The following is a 23,228-nucleotide window of genomic DNA, read 5'->3' as shown; positions in this document are numbered from 1 at the left end:
GGGCGGGCAATTGATTCCCAGATTCTACTCTCTACAACACCATTAATTCAGGGATCGGGATCACAAATTTCGCCCCCCATTCGCGAACATGATCCAGCTGTTGCATGATCTCTTCTTTCAAATTCCAAGGCAAAATTACGATGTAATCGGGCTTGGTCTCGCTGATCATATCTGGCGCGTGGATCGGAATCGATGTGCCGACCATAAACGTATTTTGTTTCATTTCGTTGCGATCGACGGTATAGCGAATCAAGTCCTCGCGAATCCCGCAGTAGTTCAAAAGGGTAGACGCTTTGCCGGGAGCCCCATAACCGACGACCTGCTTTCCCTCACGTCTGGCCCGAATCAAAAATTCGAGCAAATTCCATTTGGTTTCCATCACCACGCGAGCGTAGTCGTGATAAGTGTCGAGGTTAGTGAGCCCGGCGTCTATCTCACGTTGCTCAATCTGGTCGACAATCGGTGCGATTTCTCGACCCGATTCTTCGGCGTGACGAGCGTAGTAGCGAAGTGACCCTCCATGCGTCCCGATTTCGTCGACGTCGAATAGTTCCAAACCGTGTCGCCGCATGACGCGGCGCATCGCCGTCAGCAGGAAATACGAGTAGTGTTCTTGATAAATCGTATCGAACTGCCGGCCCTCGATCAAATTGATCGCGTGCGGAATTTCAATCGTGATGGTGCCATTGGGTGCCAGTAATATTTTCATTCCAGCAACGAAATCGTTGAGATCTGGGACGTGCCCGATAACGTTGTTGCCCAACAACAAATCCGCCTGCGTTCCCTGTGCGACAAGTTTCTTTGCCGTCGCAACTCCGAAAAACTCGACCACGCAATCGATGCCGTCCTCGATCGCGACCTGAGCAACATTCGCAGCCGGTTCGATTCCAAGGGCGGGGATGTTGGCGGCTTTAAAGTTTTTGAGCAGGTAGCCATCGTTGCTGGCGATTTCGATTACCTGATCTTTCTCACTCAGCCCCAAACGCTCGGTAATCATGTCGCAGTAATCGCGAGCGTGTTTTAACCACGAATCAGAGTAGGACGAAAAATATGCGTAGTGGCTGTAGATTTCCTCGCCACTGACGAGTTCGTGCACCTGAATGAGCCAGCACTGGTCGCAAACGAACGCCCGTAGGGGATAGAACATTTGGCCGCGATTCAGGTCGTCTCTGCTGACAATGCTCTGGCAGAGCGGTGACAACCCGAGATCCAACATCGTGTGTTCAAGCGGATGGCCACAAAATCGGCATCCGCGGACATCGTTGCTCATCTCTGCGGATGTTTTTACTTTGCTTAGGTGGTTCATCATACGGTGAGGAATTCATGAATCGTGAACGGGAGGTGCGTTTTCGCGGCCTCCAGTGTGAGTGCCGGAGGATCACTTGGATACCAAAATCCGGCTCAGATCTGTCGGCTAGGGCGGCGACAACTCGGATAATCGATCCATTCGATCAATTCGAACTCCGCCAATTTGTCGGCCACTTCCTTGACGAGTTCGTCTGGAAGGCCGCTACGATGGGCAATTCCCGATATTTCGTGAGAACCATCGGCCAAATTTAGCAGCCACATCATAGCCGCCTGGAAATCGCCCCGGTCGTCGCGCTGACCGAATGCCCTGAATATCCCGTACCGGCCCAGTTGAGGTTCAGCGTGGGGATGGAGATTGAGCGGGTAGCGACTCGACTCGATGCCCTGTGTGATCCCGATCAAGGCGTCCAAGGAGTCTTCGAGTGACTCCTGCTGGATAAACTCAAGATTGTCAGCGGACATGTGGTATTCGGGAAATTCGCCATGGATTGCTCGCGACAATCGGCCCATCGGAAGGTCGAACCCCGGCGAACTGAATTGTCGCTCGTCGTAACCAAACGGATCGAATGGACAGAGACGCAAACTACGCCCCTGGCGTTTGATTGCCGACGATACAATCGCATCGATCGGCGCGTCACCGCAACGTGTCTGCTTATAAGTCAGCGGTGCCGAATCGCCCAGCAGGGTGAGCACCAAGCCGTGGTCGATCGCATCGATTTGCGTCTGCGTTTGTTGAGCCAACCAAGCAATCGGCCCAATCGTGGCCGGCGCGAACAAAAATCGATAGGTGTATCGTCGCGGCTGATTCCGTAAATGGTCGATCAGCTGACAAGCGACGACTAGCGAGGAAAGATTGTCGTTGGCCAACGACGGGTGGCAAGTGTGGCAGTGAATCAAGACACAATGCTCCGCCGCCGAATCGACCGTCGAATCAAGCCGGCATTCGGCGAGACTCATCGATCCGGGAAAGTACTCGGCATCAATCGTCACGTGCAGTGGGGCGTCTGACTCTCGCATCCGATCTCGCTGCGAGTGTGTGACACAGAACCCCCACTCATCGCGAAAGAAGCACGTCCGATAGGGTATCCAATCGGGATGATCGTCCGCCACAAAAACATGCGATTCAAGATCGCTCCAGGTCATCGTTTGCTTGACGCCACGGCTGCCGTTGACGACGTGCAGATTGGAATCGGCGTAATCAACGATCCGCTTGCCATCAGCCGTGGCGATAGAGGCATCTCGGATCCGCCACTCATCGGGAATCTGCCAATCAAGCACGCGTGTCCCTGAAGGAATCTCCTGGACTTCTAGCGGGATATATTCGCTGAGAATACGAAACGTTTCGCGAACGCCCTCACCGGTTTGGGAGCGGTGCAGATGAAACAAGCGGGCCGCTAGATCGAGCATCACTTGACCACTCATTGTGCCGGATGAAATGCACGTGGCGGCGACTGAAACGCCACATCATTACGGTCTTGATAAACAATCTGCGTCGGCGGACCCAGCAAGTATTTTTCGACACCTTCGGCCAGGGCAGCCTTGTACACTACCAATGCTTTGTCGAACGCAACGGATGTCTGCGCAATGTCCTCATCCGAATGCGAATAACTGATCACCAAAGATGGCCCTAACACGCCGCCGCGAATGAGTTCCTGCATCAGCAACGCGCGGAAAAATTGCGAACGCTGTCCATCGCCATCTGTGCTCGTGAAGATCAGATTGCAGGGCTTGCCGATGATTTGGATCGAGTCTTCCAGACCGTGACTGGAAACAATCTCACGCAGGCTGGCGGCAAGCTTGGCACCTTGCCGCTGGAGCACTTCAATCACCGGATTTTCTTGATAGAAACGCATAGTCGCGATTGCGGCAGCCAACCCCGGGGTTTCCGCACCGTGGGTTGTCGAAAGAGCAAAAACACGTTGGCGATCATGATACAGCCCAGCGGCTTGCATGAACTCGCGTTTGCCAACCAATGCCGACGCCGAGAAACCGTTGGCGAGTGCCTTTCCGAACGTCGATAAGTCCGGCTCGATGTCGTAGCTCGTCTGCGCACCGCCATTGTGCCAACGAAACCCGGTGATCATTTCGTCCAGGATGAAGAGAGCACCATTTTGGTGACAAATCTCCCGGGCCCTATGCAGAAAATGGTCTTCGGGATCGCTGTACTTGGCCGGTTCCAAGATGATCGCGGCGATCTGGCCAGGGAATTTCTTGAACAGATATTCGATGCTCTCCGGGTCGTTATACCGGAACATAAGACTCTGGTCTCGCACGGCGTCGGGAATGCCCGCGGGGATTCCCGTTGTTCCGATGAACCAATCGTGGATCGCAAAAAAAGGATGATCTTGGCACAGAGCAATTTTGTCGCGACCGGTGTGTGCACGGGCGAGTTTCAATGCAGCGGTCGTTACAGTGGAACCATCTTTGGCGAACTTGCACATTTCCGCTGTGGGAATCATCGATAGCAACATCTCGGCGCACTCAACTTCGATCGCCGCTGGACGTGTGAAATTCGTACCCAGAGTCAGTGATTCAGCGACTGCCGAAACGACGGGTTCAAATGCGTGGCCCAGTGTGACCGCACGGCACCCCATGCCATACTCGATGAATTCATTGCCATCGACGTCCCAAACATGGCACCCTTTTCCACGAGCGATGAAGCCCGGTGAAAGCATCGGAAACTGATCATCTCCTTTGGCATAGGTGTGACAGCCGCCGGGGATCTGCTGATGCGCTCGACATTGCAGCTTGCGGGATTGCTCGTATCGGTCGTAAGCGTTCTCTGGCTCGGGTGACATTAGATTTTCACCGGTGATCGATCGAGACTGATTTGCATCGTTTGCATGGCTGCTTCATATTCGGCAATCTGCCCCAAACTCAGTTCGGCAATATCCTGATCTTGGTGGAGGTAGTGTTGGTACCAGGTCGCTGTTTTTTCGATCGCTTGATCAACGTCCCAGCATGGTCGCCAAGCCAACTCCCAAATCGCTTTGTCGATTGCCAAACGCAGAATATTGGCTTCGTTGGGCTGGCCTGGGCGCGAAGCATCCACGACCTCCCCGCCACCCCAATGTTCGATGAATTGCCTGACCACTTGCATGACCGGAATCTCGTTTCCTGGCAAGGGACCAATATTCCATCCCGAGCAATAGTTGGCCGCGTCATTGGACAGCAGTTTGGATGCAAGTGTGAGGTATCCTGACAAACATTGCAGTACGTGTTGCCAAGGCCGCAATGCTGTCGGACTGCGAATCTCGACCGGCTGGTTGCTGGCAAGTGCTTTGAAGACATCCACGATCAAAGCATCTTTCGTCCAGTCACCGCCACCGATGACGTTACCCGCTCTCGCGCTCGCCAAACGTACACCGTGTCGCGAAATTTGATCGACGGGAAAGAAGGAATGTCGGTAGCTGCGAATCGCGATCTCGGCGGCTCCCTTGCTGCCGCCGTAGGGATCGTGTTCACCGAGAGCGTCCGATTCACGGTAGCCCCAAACCTGCTCGACGTTTTCGTAGCATTTGTCGCTAGTCACCATCACGACGGCCGGGGGCGACTCGAGTGCAGCGACAGCGTCTAACACGCTAATACTACCCATCACATTGATATCGAACGTCTCCCGCGGACTCTGATAGCTCGTCCTCACGACGCTCTGGGCTGCTAAATGCATGACCAAATCAGGGCAAGACTCTTGCATCGCGGCTTGCAATCTCTCCGCGTCACGAATATCGGCTTCGTAATGCCGATGCAAACGAGCTTCAATCTCGGCCAATGCAAAGTGATTCGGCTGCGTCGGCGGTGCCCAAGCGTACCCTGTGACCTCCGCACCCATTCGCGTCAGCCACAATGCCAGCCATGAACCCTTAAAACCGGTATGACCGGTAAGGAAGACACGTTTGCCTCGGAATGTTTGATCGTTTGCGAAATTCATGTCTATTCGTATGCTCGAAACAAAGGTGAAACCAAACTACCATTGTCGCGGAAAGTTTGGATGAAATCTCCCCGCCTTCGCAATACGGTACCTTGCAGCTTAGAGTCTGTGATCATTCATGCGAACAATATGATAATTGAACTCTCGTCTGTCGCCCCCATTCTATAATCTATCTCTCAATCTCTGGCACCGGAAACCTCGGATGCAAACTCGAAGGACCGCCCGGTGTGGTTAAAATCCAAGCCCATAATCGCCTTGATGGATCAAGCGATCGTCAGTGGCACGAGCTTCGTCACCGCAATCATGGTCGGGCGTTACTGCGGCGCAGATGAACTCGGATTCTATTCGCTGGTATTGAGCTTGCTGTTGTTGGGCAATGCGGCGCAGCTCAGCTTGGTCTGCGGCCCACTGACAGTGTTTCGGCTCCGCGGTGGAGCGGATCAATCACCGGAGAACCGTGCTGCCAGCGCCGCCACCGGCGCCGTGATCCTGGCCATGATCCTGCTGGGAATCAGCATCGTGGGGTCCGTGGGCATCACCCTTGCGTCGGAATCAGCAACAACGATTGCCGCCGCATGGGTATTGACGCTTTCTTTGCCCGGATTTCTTGCTCGCGATTTTGCCCGTCGATTCGACTTCGCTCGACTGCACATGAAGGGAGCACTGGTATTTGATGCGACGGTTTCAGCTGCCCAGTTAGCCGTCCTGTTTTGGCTAGCAACCAACGAATACCTGACTGGATCGATGACGATCCTGATGATTGCGATCGTTAGTGTTTTGACCAGTGTTTTTTGGCTGCTGCTTCGCCTCGACCAGTTTGACTTCCAGGCCGAACAGGTTTCCGCAACGATCCGTCACGACTGGCGATTCGGTCGCTGGTTGCTTGCCGATAATTTGGTGTGCATCACTCAGTTGTACGCGATGCACTGGATGCTGACGGCAATGATTGGCACCGAAGCGGCCGGCGTTTTTGCTGCTTGCCTTTCGATTGCAGCGCTCGCGAACCCGTTCCTGATGGGCGTTGGCAATTACCTTTCGCCCAAAATTGCCGAGACGGTCTCTGCAGGATCACGCCAAAAAACGATGAAACTCTATTGGCGATGCACCGCTGGACTGGTGTCGGTGGTGCTGCTGTTCACAGTGGTGCTGTTCCTATTTGGCGGTCATCTGCTCCGCATCCTCTACGACGGCAGCATCGACGCCGCGTATGGTCCCGTCGTGGCGTTATTGGCGCTGCGGATGATGTGCTCGGCGACAACGATTGCGGCTGATCATGCAGTGATTGCGATGGAATCGCCTCGAGGCAGTGCATTGGTCAGCATCGCGGGAGTGGTTGCCACCGTTGCGATCGCATTCCCACTCATTCGCATGGACGGAATCCGAGGGGCAGCGATCGCGCTGGTAATCGGCACCGCTGCGGAATCGCTCGCCCTCATCGCTGTTTTTGTTTTCAAGCTGAAACGCTGGCACTGGGTCGCTCCGTCCAATTAGAATCTTGGAGACGTCCTGGCTTTCGAATTGAACAAGCTCGATGATTCGCGATCTTCTCGCGTCACATTTCCACCCCCTAGGTCTCCGGTCGAAAACACTGTGTCCAATCCTTCAGCTCGCAAGACGCTTCGCATTCTGCTGATCACGACGTTGGTTGTTTGGGCCTGCGGGACGATTGCGAACTTTGTGATTTATTGCGTAATTGGCACGCCTGAATCTCAAATTGGTGACGTCCTCAAGCGATTCGACCTAGGGCACGAGCCGAGCATCCCGGCGTTCTACTCGGCCACGCTGCTGCTCGCATCGGGAGGTATCCTTGGCTTCCTGGGTGTGTATGACAAATCGGATCAAGGCCGCCGTCTACGTTACTGGAGATTCATGGCGATCGTGATGACCGCCTTGGCGATCGACGAAGCGGTGATGTTCCACGAGATGGGCGATGCCCTCATGCGGATGACCCCGATGGGTGATTTACTCTACTTTTCATGGATCATTCCAGCCGGACTGTTTGTCATCGTGGTTGGACTCTTGAACTTACGGTTCATTTTGAATTTGCCACCGCGAACAAAACGCCTGATCCTGCTTTCGGGTGTTATCTTTGTCACCGGCGCGATCGGAATGGAAAGTGTGGCCGGTGTCATTTTTTCAGCTGCCGAAGACGAGCTCGCTGCCCAACAGAATATCGCTCACGTGATTTCCCAGTCGATCGAAGAAGCCTTGGAAATGCTGGGCGTTGTCACATTCATTTTTGCGTTACTCAACTACATTGAATCCAGTCAAATCAAACTCTATGTCCGATACGAAAATCAAGAGTAGCACTTGCCCCGGCTGCGAGGCGTCGGAACTGAGTCCATTCTTTCAGGTCGACTCCGTCGCAGCGAATGTCGGAACGCTGCCGCAGACGCGGGAACAAGCCCTCCAGGCTCCGAGTGGCTCCATTGATTTGGTGATTTGTCGCGGCTGTGGATTGATTCATAATCGCCGCTTTGATGTTTCTCAGGTCGGCTTCGAACCGGGGTATGAAGTCTCGTTGTTTCACACCAAAGTGTTTCGTGAGTTCATTCAAGGCGTGTGCGAGCAATTGATCCGGAGGCACGACCTGCATGCAAAGCGAGTCCTTGAAATCGGATGCGGCGGTGGCGACTTTCTAAAACTTCTGTGCGAGCTCGGGGGCAATCAAGGTATCGGAGTCGACCCAACTGTCCCGGCTCGGCATGTTGAGGCGGTTGGTGACGGGCAGGTTACATTGATCCCTGGCTACTTCACCGACGAGCACGCAGAACTGATTGGTGACTTCGTTTGTTGCCTGTCTGTTTTTGAAGCGGTTCCTGCCTCACTTGAGTTCTTGAGAACTTTGCGACGCTGCATTGGCGACCGCGATGTCCCCATTTACTTCGAAGTCTTCAACGGATTTCGTTCGATTCAACAAAGCGAGGTGTGGAGCATTCATTACGAGCAATGCAATTACTTCGGATTGCAAAGTCTGACCGGACTGTTTCAAGCCGCTGGATTTGACGTCACGCGATCCGGCACCTGCTACCAGGGAGACCAATACCTTTTTGTGGAGGCCGTTCCAGCGGAAGCACGACCCATCGAAGCACTTGCAGAGTCGGCTTCGGATTCAGTCCAAGAAATGGTGCGGTGTACGGAACGTTTTCAAAAGGACTATTTCGAGCGAGCAGGGATGTGGCGAAAACGAATGAGCCAGTGGAAAGCGGACCAAAGCGACGTGGTGGTCTGGGGATCCGGCGGAAAGGGAATCAGCTTTCTGAACGCCGTCGAGGGATCAGAAATCGTCAGATCCGTGATCGATGTCAATCCGAACCGCCAGGGACGATTCATACCGCTTTCAGGACACGAAATTGTTTCTCCAGAGACCTTGGCTGCCCAACCGGCAGATGTCGTGATCGTGACGAATGCCTTGTATCAAGAAGAAATCCGATCGCAATTAAACCAATTGGGGATGACTGCCGAGTTGCTGGTTGCTTGAGTGTGATCCGTGGCGAAAGGTCTTGCCCCCCTCATAATCGTGATGACCCTCGTATTCGTTATCAATGGCAAAGGCCTAACGCTTTGCCGATTGCGACCGGCTCACTTCGATCTGATACCCGAATCGATCGCCACTGAATTGTTGTTAAACTCATCGCTTCAGTTAAATTAGCGTTCAGAGAAATTGTTGAAACAACAACCACAACATGGACCGGACTTTGGATACGTATCAATCCGTCGCTCAACGCATCCAGCAATGGGTGATCGCCCACTTCCCTGCAGCAGCCCAGCAGAACATCTCGATCGACGATTCGCTGCTTGACAGTGGCATTGTCGACTCGATGGGAACCCTCGAGATCGTTGAGTACCTGGAAGATGAACTCGGCGTCGAAGTCTCCGATGACGACATGGTCGCGGATCATTTCGAGTCCGTTTCCTCGATTGCGAAGTACGCCTGCACACAGCTCGGGATCCCCCACAACCCGATGGATGATTCGACGGTGACATCGGAGTGATGAGATATCTGCTGCACCACTTATTGGACGACAGTGCCAACCGGGCTCCAGATCGTGAAGCGATTGTTGATGGAACACGAAGGTGGGATTACCAGAGCTTCTCCCAACGCGTCGACTCGTTGGCCGCAGGATTGCAATCCGCGGGAATCCGGCGTGGTGACCGAGTCGCGATTTTTCTACCGCCGACCGCTTCGCTGCCTTTGGCAATCTTCGCCGCTTCTAAATGCGGCGGCGTGTTTGTCCCCATTCATCACAGCCTGTTTCCGCCTCAGGTATCGCACATTCTGAATGATAGTGGTGCCAAATTACTCATCACCGACGATCACCGATTAACACAACTGGCCGGTCAAACCGAAACGCCGTCCGCATCGATCGTTGCACCCACCTTAAACACCGTCATCGTGCAGGGTGATCAGGATATTCGGTGCGATTGGACGCTGCTCGATTTTGACACCGTTGTTGCGTCCAATTCGACGACGGCGAACGAAGTTTCATGCACTGAAAAAGAACTCGCTGGGATTCTCTACACCTCGGGTTCAACCGGGCGTCCGAAAGGCGTCATGCTCAGTCATGCGAATGTGGTCGCTGGTGCCGAGATCGTTGCGGAATACCTCAACCTGACCGCCAAGGATCGCTTGCTGGCTGCGCTGCCGCTCAGCTTTGATGCCGGATTGAATCAATTGACCACGGCCATGTTGGTCGGAGGAACAACAGTCATGATTCAATTCCGATTCGGTCGCGACATCGTGAAAACGCTCGTCCAAGAGAAGATCACCGGACTTGCTGGCGTTCCCTCGCTGTGGACTCTGTTGACACGCCCGAGTTCAGGACTCGAAAAACATTCCCCGCAAGACCTGCGTTACGTTACCAATACGGGCGGCGCACTACCGGCATCAATCGTCGATCAATTGCGGCAACAGTTGCCGCGTACCGATGTGTTCTTGATGTATGGACTGACAGAAGCCTTTCGATCCACTTATCTTCCACCTGCAGAGATCGACAGCCGCCCTGGATCAATGGGTAAGGCGATCCCGAACACCGAAATACTGGTTGTCGATGAATCAGGGAACGAGTGTGCCCCGGGCGAGATTGGCGAATTGGTTCATCATGGCCCCACCGTTTCGCTGGGCTACTGGGGGCACCCTGAGTTGACTGACCAGGTATTGCGGCCACATCCATTTCCGCCCCCAGGTCGCCGCCAAGGTGACTTGGTTTGTTATTCCGGTGACCTCGTCCGTCGTGACGAAGACGGCTTTTTATACTTTGTGGGACGCCGTGATCATCAAATCAAGTCTGCCGGATTTCGTATTAGCCCAACCGAAGTGGAAGATGTTTTCTGCAGTATTGCCGGTGTCCGAACGGCAGCGGTGGTTGGATTGCCCGACGAAACGCTAGGGCAAAGCTTAGCAGCCGCCGTCGTGCTCGAAGGTGATACTACCTACTCGGCGACAGAGTTGCTCGCCCGCGTTTCCCTTGCCCTGCCGCGGCATATGGTTCCCAAACAAGTACGCTTTGTTGATTCGATAGCACTGACGCCCAACGGGAAACACGACTACGCAGTCGTCCGGAAGATTTTCCAAGACTCAACGTTGCGAGCCGATGATGATTGATCATGCCAACCGCTTGCTGCAATCTCGTTTCAGTCTGGACGGAAACGTTTTGTGCATTGGCGGCATCCCCGTTACCGAGATTGCCAAGCAATATGGGACGCCGATTTTTGTATACGATCAGTCGATCATCGAAGCAAACATCGCCCGGTTACGTGACGTCTATTCGGATCGGTTCGACTTGCACTATTCGATCAAGGCGAATCCAAACGCAGCCATCTTGAAGTGCTTTTTGGATCATGGCTGCGGCTTGGAAATTGCCTCCGGTGGCGAATTGCACCAGGCGTTGCACGCGGGCTGTTCCCCGAAACGCTTGATTTTTGCTGGCCCTGGTAAGACGATCCAGGAACTGAAAGCTGCCGTGCAAGCCGGTGTCGGAGAATTGCACCTCGAATCGATCGACGAAGCCGTCTCGCTCGATGCTATCGCAAGCTCAGTCGGCAAAAAGATCGATGTATCGCTGCGGATCAATCCCGTCGACGGTGGTGGCGGAGCGATGCGAATGGGTGGTCAAAGTTCTCCCTTCGGTATCGACGAAGAGTGTTTGGACGAAGTCGTTGAACGCGTACTCTCACTGCAAAACCTCCATTTAGAGGGCCTGCATTTGTTCATGGGAACGCAAATTCTCAGTGCTGACGTCTTGCTTGATCAATATCAACGCGGGCTCCAAATCGCTCGCCGGATGGCTGAAAAGATAAATCGCCCGCTCGGCTCAATTGACTTTGGCGGTGGACTCGGCATTGCGACATTCTCCAAAGAGGCGCCGCTGGACCTGGATCATTTGGCCCGCGGCATGACTGACCTAATTGCAAACATTGACGCCGATCCGCTGCTATCAACGGCCAAGTTGATCATTGAACCCGGGCGTTTCTTGGTGGGGGAAGCGGGGGTCTATTTGTCCAGCGTCACACGTATGAAACAGTCACGGGGAAAGACCTACGCGGTGATCGACGGCGGGATGCATCACCACTTGGCAGCGTCTGGGAACTTGGGCCAGACGATCAAACGCAACTATCCGAGTGTTGTCGCCAACCGCGTTGGTTGCCAAGCGGTGCAGACAACCGAAGTCGTCGGCCCGCTTTGCACTCCACTGGACACCTTGGCGCGGAAGGCCGAGTTGCCCGCAATGCAGCAGGGCGATCTCTTCGCTGTATTTCAGTCTGGCGCGTACGCCCGGACATCCAGCCCGCACGGATTTCTTAGTCACGATTCACCTGCCGAAGTGCTGGTTCACCGAGGCGAGTCAAGATTGATCCGCCGACGCGGTGCCGCTGCGGACTTTCTTCGTGACCAAGCCCCCGCTTCCGCAGAGGAAACGGTTTAATGTTGGAGTTGCGGAAAATACAATCGGATCTGTTCCCGAAACTATATGATTCGTTCCTCATTGACGACGATCCGTTATCCAATGAGCAAGATTGGCGGAACGTCTTTGATTACCCCTGGCCAAATGAAGAAGGCCATTGTGGATACGCGATGCTGCGCGATGACGAATTGGTCGGCATGATGGGGATGGTGTTTAGTGACCGATCCATCCAAGGCCAAAGCCGAAAATTTTGCAATCTGCACACTTGGTGGGTTCGTGAAGATCAACGAGGACACAGCCTGATGATGCTGCGTCCACTCAAGAAACTAAGTGAGCGTTACACGATCACCCACTTCACGCCGTGCGATCGCATACGGGCCGTTGCCAGGAAATTGGGTTTTCGCGACTTGTCCTCCCAACTGCGGATTTTGCTTCCCATCGGACAGTCAACTGCGGCCCGGAAATCGAAATCGCAAGTCGAGTTCATCTGGGAACCCGAGCAAATTCGTCCGGCACTGTGCGAAGCGGAACGACGCATCTTTGATGACCATCAACCCTACTCGATCGGCCATCTGTTGATCCAAGATGACCAGACGCAGTGCTATGTTGTTTACACGCACGTCGTACGGCATCGGTTGCCGTATTGCCATATTCACTATATCGGCGATCGCGGTCTATTCGCGAAGTGTGAGCCAATGATTCGTGCCACCTTGATCGCTCGGCATCAGGTCCGTTTCGTTGCGATGGAACAGCGGCATTGCGATGGCCTGCAATTACACCGCTCTCTCAAGTTTTGGTCGCCAGCGTCTTCACTCGTGAAATCAGATACTGTCAACGACGCCGACATTGACGGTTTATATTCCGATGTCGTTTTCTTGAAGTTGACAACGCTTCCGGATATCACTCACCACCTACGTCAACGAGCCGCGGACTTGCTGCCATTCTTGACGCGACCTGATTGATGCGGGGCCAGTGAGCGTTTGGCAGGCCAGTACCAGCAAACAAGACTACGCCTGTTTAACAATTCTGAGCCGATTGACAGCATGCAAGCGTCGGACTTGAAGGAACTCACCAGTTGGTTTCCTCCTTCACCCTTCCAACTTCGTCTCGTCCAACGGAACCTCTTGGCACAGAGAGCCGCATCGTCGAGCACTGGGACAACCTAACCGCGGTGCAACCGCCAAACCGTAGCTGCCGTCGCAATGGAATGGGCTGAGGTGGTAAAGGCCTGCATCTCCTCAGGCATCGTAATTGGCAAGGTGATCAGCATTGCCGTGCTGTATTCCCAAAATTTTTCGGACTGCCCCTTTTTGATTTGCAAGCCGCAAGAAAGATGTCCGGAGAAGTCCGATAACAACGACCAACCAAACCAGCCAGGACGATAACTCGGGCGCAACGGGATCGTTTCCCGCCACGGTGGACGTAATCCAGGACGAGTAGGAGGAAACTCGCGTTGAACCAGCAAGGTCACCATAGTCGGCATCGAGATTGCCATCCACACTGGCGATGAACGAGTGGACCCCGGCGACCACTTCACCAGCGCCAAAGTCCATGAACACGGCACCTCCACTATCTCCGCCGGCAATTAAGTATTCAAGATCAAGTTGCGTCGCGGAACCAAAAACATTGTCGCCTGCGGCACCACTATCAAAATCTTCAAACAAGATATTCGCGCTATAGCCCGTTACCGAATTACCATCGACATCGACGACATTTTGACCCGCCCGTTTTGTACCGGCGGGCTCCGTATGTCCGGTCAGGCCCGTACCCGTCACTCCGTAACCGACGTGGGTCGCAGTTTTACCGACTTCGGACGGATTGGTATTGATCGTCGCGGGAGTAACCGTGGACTCGGAGGTTGCTAGCCGTAGGAGTGCAATGTCGGTGCCATCGGACAGTTCGCCCGTCCAACCAGGATTGACAAAGCGTTCGGCGCCTACATGGACGCCACCGCCGCTGTCGCTCAGGTCAAACGTCCAGTCGCTGGCGGATAACCCCACTTCATCAAGGCAATGCCCCGCCGACAGGATCCAATTGTCATCAATCAACGTGGCCGAACAGATATAGGAACCCCATGTCAGGGCGCCCACGGCGGGATAACTGGCTGCCAGACTTGTGTAGCTAGAATCAGGCCGATCGTGGCGAATCGTACCTGCTTTGGCGGGCTGAATGGAAGATGTACCGAGCAGAAACAAGCAGCCAAATCCGATTGCCCATCTGAAGGAAAAACTGCGGTTTCGCATTTCACTTTCCATACGTAATTTGACCTCAAATCTCATCTTTTTCAGTCAACTTGAAGTTCTGTGAGGATGGGGGCAGTGTGGCGAGTTGTCGATGCAATTCGTCAGAGGCGTCCACAGTCAGTTGAACGAATTGTCGCATTGTGCCCAGTGCGTCGTGTGCCATGCCGCTGGGGTGCCGCATGGTGATCTGTAAACGTTGCAATGCAGCGTTGCCAGCAAGTCGGATTCGCGGAACACGAGGCGCCCGCCAGCGGTCGCCGTCGTGCCATGCATAGGCGATCGTCATTGCCGGTCGCTCGATTTGACGTGGTTCAAGTGTTTGGAAACGAAACATGTCATCACGATCTGGAACGGTCCAAGTAACGGCGTCGTTCTGCAGGCGAAACTCGTTCCTCGCGTAACAGACTGCGGGCTGATGGCTAGCCAAAGGGCCACTTGGTCCGGCAACCAGGGTGACAACGACAGTGTGGTTGGTTCGGGAGCATCGATAGACTCGTCGCCAGTGATCGGTCGCATGAAGGATTTCCAACTCGCTCTCTTGAAGACTGCCTTCTTCAAGCAGTTTCCATGTCCCAAGAGTCTCCGGCAACTCGAATGCACACGGCTGAGAGTTTTCGGAGTGCGAAGCGGGCGTGATCAGACAACTGACGAATGCCAAGACGCAGCCAAGCAGAGCTACTTGTAATCGAGTTATTGTGAGAGTTACCATGCGACACCGTCCGCCCGAGCAGAAGCCAATTGTGTGAATTCTTTTTGCAGCGTGGCCCAGGCTCGTTGTTCGCTGGTGTTAAGCAGTTCAGGGAGAATCGGGGCTGCTCTCGCCGCCGCTAAATATTCTCGCGCATGAACTCGATCACCATGATCCATGTACGCAGCGGCCAAATGCAAGTGCGTAATAGGGTCTTGGGACGAAGATTGCTCGACTGCTTTGATCAACCACGGGATGGCCTCCTCCGAACGGTTCATCTGCACCAATATCCAGCCCTTCGTGTCAAGAAATTCGGCAACGGGACCGGTTTGCTTCAGAGCATTGTCAATGCATTCAATCGCCCGCTCAAACTCACATCCTTCATCAGCCAGCATCATGGCCAGATTGTTTGCTGCAATGACATTTTCCGGCTGCAATGCGACGACACGTTTAAGCAACTCCATTGCGTCAGACGTTGATTGGCATCTGGTGTACCACTGCACCGCAGCCATCAGCAACGTCGCATCGTCGCTCGCTGCAGTTGTTCCATCCTGAACGATCTGCATGATCGTTGCCTTCGATGCGGTGGACAGATTGGCTGCGTTGGCACCCACAATTGCTGCGGTGTGCGCTCGAATCGGTGCGCTAACTGACCAACTATCATCCGCGATGAGTTCGAGCGCATCGTGCACTTGGCCTTGACGCGCCAAGGCAATTGCCAAAGCGGCAACATCTTTGGCCTCGTGTTGTGCAGCTAAACGATAGTGCTGAATCGCAAGCCCAGGCCTGCCTACCATTTCCCAGGCTTGAGCAAGAACCTGGTCGGCGATGGCTGCACCTTGTTGAGCGCGACGGTGCCGAAATGTAACCTCGCGGGCCGCCTCGTCGATTCCACGCGTATCCTTTAAAAAACTGACATACTCGAGCCAGATTTCGGAGTAGCCCCCTTGCTTAAACACTGCATTGCGATAGCAGCGTGCCGCAGCGAACGCGTTACCGTCTGTTCGCCATGCTCGTGCTGCAGCCCTCCATTGATAAGCCGGCGAGTCGATTTTGCTAGCTCGATTCTCGAACAACCTCGCAGTGTCAGCATACTTGCCAAGGCGAACGAGGCATTGAGCCTGTAATGTTTCGATGGCCGGCACCCATTCGTCAAGTTCATCCGAATGTGAGCAGTTCCGAGTAGCCAACATGTGACAACGTTCGAGCTTCTGCAATGCATCTTCGTGTCGTGCCTGACGCATGGCCAATCGCGCATAAACAAGTTGTAGCCGTATCCGCAATGTTCTGTCGGGAGTGATTGCTGATTTTCGGACTTCATTCTCTAGTGTCTTGACCAATGGGGGCAACGCGGAGTAACGCTCGCCGTGAGCCAGTGACTCTGCTAATTTGATACCTAGTTCCAGAGGGTGATCGCCAGCCAATCGCCAAGCGCGAAGATACGCGACAGTGCACTGAGATGATTCTTGTTGTGCTTGATAAACATCCCCCAGTAGCTCGTAGCAACGATAATCGTTTTGCTTCATGTCGATGGCCTTCGTCAGAAACGATTTTGCATCGTCAGGCTTATCGCCGAGCCAGGCGTCCTTGGCAGATGCCAAATAGATCTCATAGGCCACATTTCGTGGGCATTCATCGTCAATTCGCCTCCGAGCAGAATCAAGCGAGGCGTCCTCCTCTCCAAAGATGCGTGCGAAATGCCATGATTCGAAATGAGCCTTCGCCGAACCAATATGATCAGCCGCCGTTGTAATAGCCGCACCGACAGCACTCGTCAGCTGGCTATCTACTGAATCGGGATGATGGCAGCAGTAGTTCGCGAATTCGATAACCAAGCTATCTCGCCACTGAGGCACAGGCCCAAATTTCTGAACCAATTCGCTCAACGATTCTTTAGAGATTGATGGCAAAACGAACTGTTCTGTTGGATATCGCATCACGACCTCCGCGCACATCTGCAGTGTGGTCACATTACGACGATCAATCGAATAGAGTCGCTCGGCACTGCGAATCGCTGCTGGTGCCCTATCCAACTCAAGGGCTAAATCCAGATGCGATTGTAAAGCAGCCAAGTGAAAAGGCGCTCGTTTTAGGACGGACTCAAGCTGGAAAAATGCCTCCTCTTTTTCCGCTAGACTTGTCGCGGCCTGACGTGAAACCCAGGCATGCCTGTAACTCGCCTCCAGTGGTGACGACTGCAGTACGATCAATTCTCGGTAACATTTTGCGGCATGCTCCCAATCGCGGTTTGTTTCGTGACTGCGAGCTGCGGCCATCATTCCAACAGTGAATTCCTCGCGTTCGCTTTCATAGTGCCAGATCGAAGCGAATATCAAGAAGCCAAGGAAGACCGGCACCGATGCCAGGCGTATGACTGGCGTGTTGGTGAGAATCCGTTGACGCAGAGTGTTGGCACTGCTCCGGCTCGGCCGTCGTAGGCGATGTTGCCGCCGTAGACGGATTTGCGTTCGACAAACGTGAACGACGTCACCATGCCACGCTCGGAATGCCAAAAACAGAACAGCCGAGACGGGAAGGACAAGCCAATCGCCAAAGTCATGAGCCCAGTCTGTGTAGGAATCCACTCGAAAGCAGTCCATCACCAAAGCCATTACCATGATGCGTGCCGCATTCGCCAAAATAGCAGCAGCAATCACCAGCAACATCATCGTGCTTAAATGCAATGCAAGTCGTAGCGCGGCTGCACCACGACGTCGAACGCTGGGGGACCGTCCGTGATTGAGAAAAGTGATCACGTAGCACAACGCGGCAATCGCGACTGTCATTCGCAATCCGCTGCAATCCGCTGTAATCCTTACCTGACCAGTAGCCATCCTTAGCGTGTAACCGTCGGTCACTGCAAAGATCGATGTCAGACTTAGAATCACACAGGCGGACCAGGCCGATGCCCATTGCAAAAACTGATTGGCGAGCATTTCCAGCTGGAATGGCAGCGGGATCATGAATGCCAGGAAACAAACTCCAGGCAGACTCCAAGCCAGCACGGCACGCCCCCACATGGTTCCGATCATTCCGATTAACCAGAGTGGAATGGTCCAACGCTGCACGGCCGGTAAATAGAAATACCCGCCGAAGAACAACAGAACATGAGCCACCAATAGCAATCCAATTCCGGCTATCCAAGGCTTTGCGACCTCGGGAAAGGTTGATCTGCGGCACCACAAAAGCCAGGGGGCAATGGGCAGGACGATAGGGCCATGTGAATAGCCAGCGTTCGTTTGCCACTGATGAAACAATTCGCCAATGACGTGACGATAACTGAATAACGCCAGTCCAAACCAAACCATGACCGCGAATGGAAACAGCCGCTTTCGTAGCACAGCTGACTTCGGTTCGCAGGAGATTCGCGTAACTACTGGTGGTGCGTGAAGATGTGATTGCACGGTAGGCATTGATTTGTCGGCGTAGGACACTTCAATGCGCTATCGACCGTAGCAATAGCGGAAGACCATCCAAAGCGTTCTGATCCGGAGATCAGGACCAATCAGAACGACTGGTTCTTTCGTCGAAATAAGTACGCTCTGCCAATGAACTCAGCCGAGCATTTGGCAAGCGGAAACCGACTCACCACCCCCTCGTGTGAGCTTTCGCGTTCGTGCAGGTATACACGCGAGCAGCATCGGGCCGTTTTCCTTCCCGCCCACGTAGCTTTCCGCTTTTGTCGCGTTTTGCAGGACTATACGTTGCTGCCACACCAACCGCGTGGCTTCCGTTGCACGCGTGCAACAATTAACGATTGGTCGATGGAATCGACGAATGGCAAATGTGGGGCTGTTGCAACACGACCAGCCGGCAACACTGTGGCCGGCGACCGACTTGCGAAACACCGAATGTCCGATCCGCGATGAATACATTGCTGCGATCAAAGAGGCCGATGCGCGAAACTATGGGCCATTGATTGATCTATACCAAAGGTTCAGCGAAGACACGCAAATTTGATAGGCGGGGAACAGATGAGCCCGAACCTTATTCTCGGACAAAGAACATGACGTTCGGATGGACCTCGTCTTAACGTTCTCATTCCGCGACCTGCATGCCTGACTCAACCTGCTTGTGCTAAAATCATAGCCGGATTCATTCTGAAACACTTGCCCCCATGGGGCTGATATGGCATGGCGATTCGAGCGACTTGTGAATGCCGGCGAACTCGATAACACTACGCTCGGTTGGACGGTCGGTTGGCTCGAACTTGACGGGATCGACCAGCGATTGCAACTCAAGTTAGCCGGCAACTGCCACCCCGATCTCGCAGGTTGGAAATTTCGCATCCATCGCGTCGAGCCGGAATTACCTGAACTTGATGCGTCGCCCAACTTTTCTGGCATCAGTCTTGATCAATCCGGCCACGTTGGCGACATCACTGCCGATCAAATGATCAAGCACCATGAAATTCCCAACGACGAATTGGTTCGTCGCTTAATGGCCGGCGAAAAGCCGCCGTTCACCTGGCGGAAGTGTCTTTACCTGGAGTGGTACAGCAACGCGAACGGCCGCGTCTCGATTCAAAGCACACGATTGGAAGTCGAGCGGATCGGGGAGCGAGCGTTTGAACTGACCGAGGAGCAATGGAAGGAACAAGCACGGCAAAACGCCGACGAACTTGGCCACTTCATGGCTCAACTTGGGGATGCATTGCAAAAACGCGAACCAGAAGATGACACTTGAACGATTATCCAGGTTAAATTCCTACTCGAAACGGAGTACGTCATGAGTGAATATCAACACGTGGCCTGCGAACGGGACGAAGATGATCAGCAATGGCCGCCCCATTCGTGTCGTGGATCGCTCGGGACGTTGATTGTTTGAGCGTTTTTTTTAACGGAACGGTGCAAGCCGTCCGGTCCCGAGTCACCGGACGGCTCGCGCCGTTCCGCTACTTTTGAAATCCCGTATTAATTGAATCAATCTCCCCCGGGAGGGTCGAGCGAGGGGAGGAAACGGTTCTCAACACTTGGAAAATTCAGCCACACATCAGCACTGATTCACCCTTCAAACTTCACTCTTCAAACTCCAAACTTCCAAACATGACTTGGCGAGACTGGTACGACGCACTCGAGAAACCGGCTTGGACTCCCGAGCCTTTGACGATCGGCACGATCTGGCAGATCCTCTACCCGATCATCCTGGTCACGTTCGGCTACGTCTTCTACCGAGTCATCCGCAAACAGATTCCCTGGCCCGTCGCGATTCCATTCGCCATCAACCTGATCGCCAACATCGTTTTTACGCCGATCCAGTTCGGTCTGCGTAACCTCCCTCTAGCCGCCCTCGATATCACCATCGTCTGGATCACGATCGTCTGGTCGATGAAAGCCATCTGGCCCCACCACCGCTGGATCGCCCTCGCCCAAATCCCCTACCTCATCTGGGTCACGATCGCCAGCGTCCTGCAATTCTCAATCACCTGGAACAACTGGTGAGCGGCTCGGCGTTCTACTAGCCGTTTGGGAGATGGCCGCGTTTTCTTCAACCGTCTCGACGAAAGATTGAGATCATCAAACCACGAGAGACTAGTGCGCTAATGACGATCTACGATGACGGCCGCTCCCCGGAACACTGGCTGCTCGCCCTCGATATCGCCAGCCGTGACATCACGTTGCTCGATCCGACGGAAAACGCGAGAGACACTCTTTGCTGGATGAAAGCAAATGATTTTGATATCGCCTTCCTCAAGACAGACCCGATCTCGATTGCCAAACGAGATGACCTTCGCGACTGCGGGGAATCCCATCGAGTTGGCGACTATTCAAAAGGGTTGCCGGAGCGTCACGTGCACGCTGTCGATTTGTCAATGAACTCAGCGTTCCACGAATTAGCCAAAAAACGCTGGTTCGTCCTCGTTCACGACAACAAAGTCGAGGGCATCCTCACTCGCGAGGACCTCGCCAAGCCCGCGGCTGGTGCCTTCGTGATAGCACATCTCATCACGCTTGAACGGACACTTCGGCGTCTGTTTGGAAGTTACACGAATCGACCGATCTCCGACGAGCCTCCGGCAAACGACCCTGGTATGCCCCACGACGAAACCAACAGAGGAATTGCGTATCTCTCGGAATTGTTCAATGACCTCGCGATGATCGACTCATTTGTTGAAGACTCGGGCTACTCCAAGCAAAATTTCAAACGCATCGGAAGTTGGGCGGTGACGATACGCAATCAGTTGGCGGGTACTCATCGACTAACCGACGTCGGATCAGAGGACCCCAGCATCCTCGAACGTACTCTTCACATCCAGAAACTGATGCACGACTCGATGCGGATGCTAGAGGAGCGACCACAAATCTGGAGTGCGTACAGCGACTCGATCATTGTCGATCGTCTCAACGGTGAGGTTTACGCGGGACCGGGGTGCGTTGACCTGCCGATTCCCGCCCCCGCGTACGTCATCACGGCCGCCAACCCTTTCGAAGGTTTCCAATCGGAGCAAGCCAACGAACATCGCAATCAGATGTTGCAAAAAGTGTTGAAACGCAAAGCGGGCCAAATCATCGAAGTGGTTGGCAGCTCACGCTGCGGAAACTGGAAAGAGAACAGCTTTCTGGTGAGCGGCGTGGACCAAAGCGAGATTCTGGATCTTGCGAGGAAATACGGTCAGCGCGCGGTTTTCAAGCTAACCAAAGACAAAAAGATCGTCGTACGGGCCGACGGTGAAATCAAGGGAGAGACGAGTCGACACGTATAACGCTACCGCAAACGAACAGGCCAGTGCCAATCCATGGCCAACTCGTCGCTCGTCGCTCGTCACTCAGCGCTCAACGCTCGTCACCCTTCCTCTCGCCCAACGGAACTTGTCCGCAGTGAGAACCGACTCGCCGTCCCAGCGATAAGCTACCAGCTTGCCGTCCTTCGCCACGCTATGGTCGGTGCAGGCCACGCTGGCCGCCAGCGGCGTCGGAGTCACCCACAAAAACGACCTTCCGATCAGGATGCCGGAAGCCCAGCCCGTGCCGGCTGTACCCCATATCAGACAGCAACGCCTTCAGCTCTTCCGCATGTACATGAATGTCCCCAATGATGTCGTATCGTTTCGCCATACAAGCAGTTTCCGACTCACTCGACGGGTTCTTAAGGTGCGGGCTCTTTAGGTGTGGGTTCTTTCAACGACGGATCGCACCAGCTCTGGCCCAATAATGGGAATCGCCCGCCATCTCTGGTAAAATTGCCCGACAAATGGGCCAGAAACAGCTTTGAGTCGAAGGATGCCCACCGATGCGATATCGTAGACTCAGCGAAGACGCATGGATAACGGTCATGGCGGATCTAGTCAACGAAGAAATAACGAAGGCAGCCAGCCAGTGAAGACGCTAAGGGTATGGACGCAGCTCTCCCAGTTTTTCCCCAGCGCGCTGTGCGTCCCCCTCACAGGCCGCCAGATGTTGGCGGTCTTGTCTCTGTTTGCCAGTTGTTTGTTGGGATGCTCTTCGAGCCAACCGCTGCTCCCCGTCACCGGCCGAGTGACAGCCGATGGACAACCCTTTGCGGGCGCAACCATTGTTTTCGATGGCGCCGAGCCGAATGTCTATGCTTCCGCAGTCACCGGCTCAGACGGGAACTACTCCCTGGAACAGGACGACGGGGGAGCAGGAACCCCGTCAGGGAAATACATTGTTCGGATCTTTAAGTTAGTCAGCAGGGAGGGAGATGTGCTGCAAGAACAAGTCATGGATGAAGATGCCATGGAAGAGGAGCTTGCGAGCATTGTGCCCTCCAAATTCAATACCCAAACAACCTTATCCGCCGAAGTGACTTTGGAAAACGACCGTTTTGACTTCGAGGTCGAACTTGTGCCCATGGAAAATGAGAAATGAAAAAACGCCACGCATTCACACTTCTCGAGTTGATGGTTGTTATTGCGACCATTGCCATTTTAGTTGCACTATTGATCCCCGCCGTTCAGTCTGCACGCGAGGCAGCGCGACGCGTTACTTGCATGAACAACGCTAAGCAACTCGGGCTTGCCGTCAACTCGTACCATTCAACATATAATGTATTTCCTCGTGGATTTATTAGATTCCACAAGAAACAAATTTCCCACACGTGGGTGTCACGAGTCTTAGGCCATATTGACCACCAGGCGGTATACGAAAAATTCGATTGGGACGTTTCCTGGAATCACCCCAGGGCAATCGCACGTT

General features: G+C 54.0%; 21 protein-coding genes and 1 pseudogene. 13 read left to right on the top strand and 9 right to left on the bottom strand.

Annotation, left to right across the window (positions count from 1 at the left end; all coding sequences use genetic code 11):
* Positions 1-31: 31 nt before the first annotated feature.
* The 4 genes from NB063_RS31355 to rfbG all read right to left on the bottom strand — a co-directional run bounded on the left by NB063_RS31355 (position 32) and on the right by rfbG (position 5,236).
* On the bottom strand, positions 32-1,270 hold the full coding sequence (locus NB063_RS31355) for a class I SAM-dependent methyltransferase (protein WP_250933678.1): 1,239 nt from the start codon (positions 1,268-1,270) through the stop codon (positions 32-34).
* A gap of 131 nt (positions 1,271-1,401) precedes the next feature.
* Complete coding sequence (locus NB063_RS31350; RefSeq protein ID WP_250933677.1) at positions 1,402-2,730, bottom strand: DUF4910 domain-containing protein; 1,329 nt, start codon at positions 2,728-2,730, stop codon at positions 1,402-1,404.
* Positions 2,727-4,106, bottom strand: a complete 1,380-nt coding sequence (locus tag NB063_RS31345; RefSeq protein WP_250933675.1) for a glutamate-1-semialdehyde 2,1-aminomutase — start codon at positions 4,104-4,106, stop codon at positions 2,727-2,729. The genes NB063_RS31350 and NB063_RS31345 overlap by 4 nt, the downstream gene beginning before the upstream one ends.
* Positions 4,106-5,236, bottom strand: a complete 1,131-nt coding sequence (gene rfbG / locus NB063_RS31340) for a CDP-glucose 4,6-dehydratase (protein ID WP_250933673.1) — start codon at positions 5,234-5,236, stop codon at positions 4,106-4,108. The genes NB063_RS31345 and rfbG overlap by 1 nt, the downstream gene beginning before the upstream one ends.
* A 258-nt stretch (positions 5,237-5,494) precedes the next feature.
* Here rfbG and NB063_RS31335 point away from each other — a divergent pair, with 258 nt between their 5' ends.
* From NB063_RS31335 to NB063_RS31305, 7 genes are all read left to right on the top strand, one after another.
* A complete protein-coding gene (locus NB063_RS31335; RefSeq protein ID WP_250933671.1) occupies positions 5,495-6,727 on the top strand; it encodes a lipopolysaccharide biosynthesis protein in 1,233 nt (410 codons plus the stop codon).
* A gap of 99 nt (positions 6,728-6,826) precedes the next feature.
* On the top strand, positions 6,827-7,543 hold the full coding sequence (locus NB063_RS31330) for a hypothetical protein (protein ID WP_250933670.1): 717 nt from the start codon (positions 6,827-6,829) through the stop codon (positions 7,541-7,543).
* Positions 7,518-8,717 carry a class I SAM-dependent methyltransferase gene (locus NB063_RS31325; protein ID WP_250933669.1) on the top strand — a complete coding sequence of 400 codons (1,200 nt, stop codon included), beginning with the start codon at positions 7,518-7,520 and terminating at the stop codon, positions 8,715-8,717. Before NB063_RS31330 ends, NB063_RS31325 begins: the two co-directional genes overlap by 26 nt.
* A 205-nt stretch (positions 8,718-8,922) precedes the next feature.
* Complete coding sequence (locus NB063_RS31320; protein ID WP_250933667.1) at positions 8,923-9,231, top strand: acyl carrier protein; 309 nt, start codon at positions 8,923-8,925, stop codon at positions 9,229-9,231.
* Positions 9,231-10,841, top strand: a complete 1,611-nt coding sequence (locus NB063_RS31315; RefSeq protein ID WP_250933666.1) for an acyl-CoA ligase (AMP-forming), exosortase A system-associated — start codon at positions 9,231-9,233, stop codon at positions 10,839-10,841. Before NB063_RS31320 ends, NB063_RS31315 begins: the two co-directional genes overlap by 1 nt.
* Complete coding sequence (gene lysA / locus NB063_RS31310; protein ID WP_250933664.1) at positions 10,831-12,162, top strand: diaminopimelate decarboxylase; 1,332 nt, start codon at positions 10,831-10,833, stop codon at positions 12,160-12,162. The genes NB063_RS31315 and lysA overlap by 11 nt, the downstream gene beginning before the upstream one ends.
* Positions 12,162-13,103, top strand: a complete 942-nt coding sequence (locus tag NB063_RS31305) for a GNAT family N-acetyltransferase (protein WP_250933662.1) — start codon at positions 12,162-12,164, stop codon at positions 13,101-13,103. Before lysA ends, NB063_RS31305 begins: the two co-directional genes overlap by 1 nt.
* Before the next feature lie 276 nt (positions 13,104-13,379).
* Here NB063_RS31305 and NB063_RS31300 read toward each other — a convergent pair whose 3' ends face one another.
* The 4 genes and pseudogenes from NB063_RS31300 to NB063_RS32705 form a co-directional block, all read right to left on the bottom strand.
* Positions 13,380-14,384, bottom strand: coding sequence for a S1 family peptidase (locus NB063_RS31300; RefSeq protein ID WP_250933660.1), 1,005 nt, complete (start codon positions 14,382-14,384; stop codon positions 13,380-13,382).
* A 25-nt stretch (positions 14,385-14,409) separates the two neighbouring features.
* Positions 14,410-15,093 (bottom strand): exosortase-associated EpsI family protein, encoded by a 684-nt coding sequence (locus NB063_RS31295; RefSeq protein ID WP_250933658.1) that lies wholly within the window; start codon positions 15,091-15,093, stop codon positions 14,410-14,412.
* Entirely contained in the window at positions 15,087-17,282 is a 2,196-nt protein-coding gene (locus NB063_RS31290) for a tetratricopeptide repeat protein (protein WP_250933656.1), read from the bottom strand. Before NB063_RS31290 ends, NB063_RS31295 begins: the two co-directional genes overlap by 7 nt.
* 303 nt (positions 17,283-17,585) lie before the next feature.
* A pseudogene (locus NB063_RS32705) lies at positions 17,586-18,380 on the bottom strand (exosortase/archaeosortase family protein); the annotation flags it as partial.
* Between the two features lie 469 nt (positions 18,381-18,849).
* On the opposite strand from NB063_RS32705, the gene NB063_RS31285 reads away from it, so the two are divergent.
* The 4 genes from NB063_RS31285 to NB063_RS31270 all read left to right on the top strand — a co-directional run bounded on the left by NB063_RS31285 (position 18,850) and on the right by NB063_RS31270 (position 21,775).
* Positions 18,850-19,032, top strand: a complete 183-nt coding sequence (locus tag NB063_RS31285; protein ID WP_250933654.1) for a hypothetical protein — start codon at positions 18,850-18,852, stop codon at positions 19,030-19,032.
* A gap of 168 nt (positions 19,033-19,200) precedes the next feature.
* A complete protein-coding gene (locus tag NB063_RS31280) occupies positions 19,201-19,758 on the top strand; it encodes a hypothetical protein (RefSeq protein WP_250933652.1) in 558 nt (185 codons plus the stop codon).
* A gap of 359 nt (positions 19,759-20,117) precedes the next feature.
* On the top strand, positions 20,118-20,513 hold the full coding sequence (locus NB063_RS31275) for a TspO/MBR family protein (RefSeq protein WP_250933650.1): 396 nt from the start codon (positions 20,118-20,120) through the stop codon (positions 20,511-20,513).
* A 101-nt stretch (positions 20,514-20,614) separates the two neighbouring features.
* Entirely contained in the window at positions 20,615-21,775 is a 1,161-nt protein-coding gene (locus NB063_RS31270) for a DUF3293 domain-containing protein (RefSeq protein WP_250933648.1), read from the top strand.
* Positions 21,776-21,947: 172 nt separating this feature from the next.
* Here the strand turns inward: NB063_RS31270 and NB063_RS31265 are convergent, their stop codons facing one another.
* Entirely contained in the window at positions 21,948-22,127 is a 180-nt protein-coding gene (locus tag NB063_RS31265) for a hypothetical protein (RefSeq protein WP_250933646.1), read from the bottom strand.
* Positions 22,128-22,331: 204 nt separating this feature from the next.
* Between NB063_RS31265 and NB063_RS31260 the strand changes: the two genes are divergently transcribed.
* Together NB063_RS31260 and NB063_RS31255 are read left to right on the top strand one after the other, a co-directional pair.
* Positions 22,332-22,901, top strand: coding sequence for a carboxypeptidase-like regulatory domain-containing protein (locus tag NB063_RS31260; RefSeq protein ID WP_250933644.1), 570 nt, complete (start codon positions 22,332-22,334; stop codon positions 22,899-22,901).
* Positions 22,898-23,228, top strand: a 331-nt coding sequence (locus NB063_RS31255) for a DUF1559 family PulG-like putative transporter (RefSeq protein WP_250933642.1), incomplete at its 3' end; no start/stop codon positions are given. The genes NB063_RS31260 and NB063_RS31255, both read left to right, overlap by 4 nt.

The organism is Aporhodopirellula aestuarii (assembly GCF_023701485.1).
Taxonomy (GTDB): domain Bacteria; phylum Planctomycetota; class Planctomycetia; order Pirellulales; family Pirellulaceae; genus Rhodopirellula; species Rhodopirellula aestuarii.
This window is presented reverse-complemented; position numbering and strand designations above follow the sequence as displayed.

Bases quoted from the DNA above. Each gene is read 5' to 3' on its own strand.
- NB063_RS31355 (WP_250933678.1), bottom strand. From the start codon at position 1,270: ATGAGCAACGATGTCCGCGGATGCCGATTTTGTGGCCATCCGCTTGAA.
- NB063_RS31350 (WP_250933677.1), bottom strand. From the start codon at position 2,730: ATGAGTGGTCAAGTGATGCTCGATCTAGCGGCCCGCTTGTTTCATCTG.
- NB063_RS31345 (WP_250933675.1), bottom strand. From the start codon at position 4,106: ATGTCACCCGAGCCAGAGAACGCTTACGACCGATACGAGCAATCCCGC.
- rfbG (WP_250933673.1), bottom strand. From the start codon at position 5,236: ATGAATTTCGCAAACGATCAAACATTCCGAGGCAAACGTGTCTTCCTT.
- NB063_RS31335 (WP_250933671.1), top strand. From the start codon at position 5,495: ATGGATCAAGCGATCGTCAGTGGCACGAGCTTCGTCACCGCAATCATG.
- NB063_RS31325 (WP_250933669.1), top strand. From the start codon at position 7,518: ATGTCCGATACGAAAATCAAGAGTAGCACTTGCCCCGGCTGCGAGGCG.
- NB063_RS31320 (WP_250933667.1), top strand. From the start codon at position 8,923: ATGGACCGGACTTTGGATACGTATCAATCCGTCGCTCAACGCATCCAG.
- NB063_RS31315 (WP_250933666.1), top strand. From the start codon at position 9,231: ATGAGATATCTGCTGCACCACTTATTGGACGACAGTGCCAACCGGGCT.
- lysA (WP_250933664.1), top strand. From the start codon at position 10,831: ATGATGATTGATCATGCCAACCGCTTGCTGCAATCTCGTTTCAGTCTG.
- NB063_RS31305 (WP_250933662.1), top strand. From the start codon at position 12,162: ATGTTGGAGTTGCGGAAAATACAATCGGATCTGTTCCCGAAACTATAT.
- NB063_RS31300 (WP_250933660.1), bottom strand. From the start codon at position 14,384: ATGCGAAACCGCAGTTTTTCCTTCAGATGGGCAATCGGATTTGGCTGC.
- NB063_RS31295 (WP_250933658.1), bottom strand. From the start codon at position 15,093: ATGGTAACTCTCACAATAACTCGATTACAAGTAGCTCTGCTTGGCTGC.
- NB063_RS31285 (WP_250933654.1), top strand. From the start codon at position 18,850: ATGGCAAATGTGGGGCTGTTGCAACACGACCAGCCGGCAACACTGTGG.
- NB063_RS31280 (WP_250933652.1), top strand. From the start codon at position 19,201: ATGGCATGGCGATTCGAGCGACTTGTGAATGCCGGCGAACTCGATAAC.
- NB063_RS31275 (WP_250933650.1), top strand. From the start codon at position 20,118: ATGACTTGGCGAGACTGGTACGACGCACTCGAGAAACCGGCTTGGACT.
- NB063_RS31270 (WP_250933648.1), top strand. From the start codon at position 20,615: ATGACGATCTACGATGACGGCCGCTCCCCGGAACACTGGCTGCTCGCC.
- NB063_RS31265 (WP_250933646.1), bottom strand. From the start codon at position 22,127: ATGGCGAAACGATACGACATCATTGGGGACATTCATGTACATGCGGAA.
- NB063_RS31260 (WP_250933644.1), top strand. From the start codon at position 22,332: ATGGATAACGGTCATGGCGGATCTAGTCAACGAAGAAATAACGAAGGC.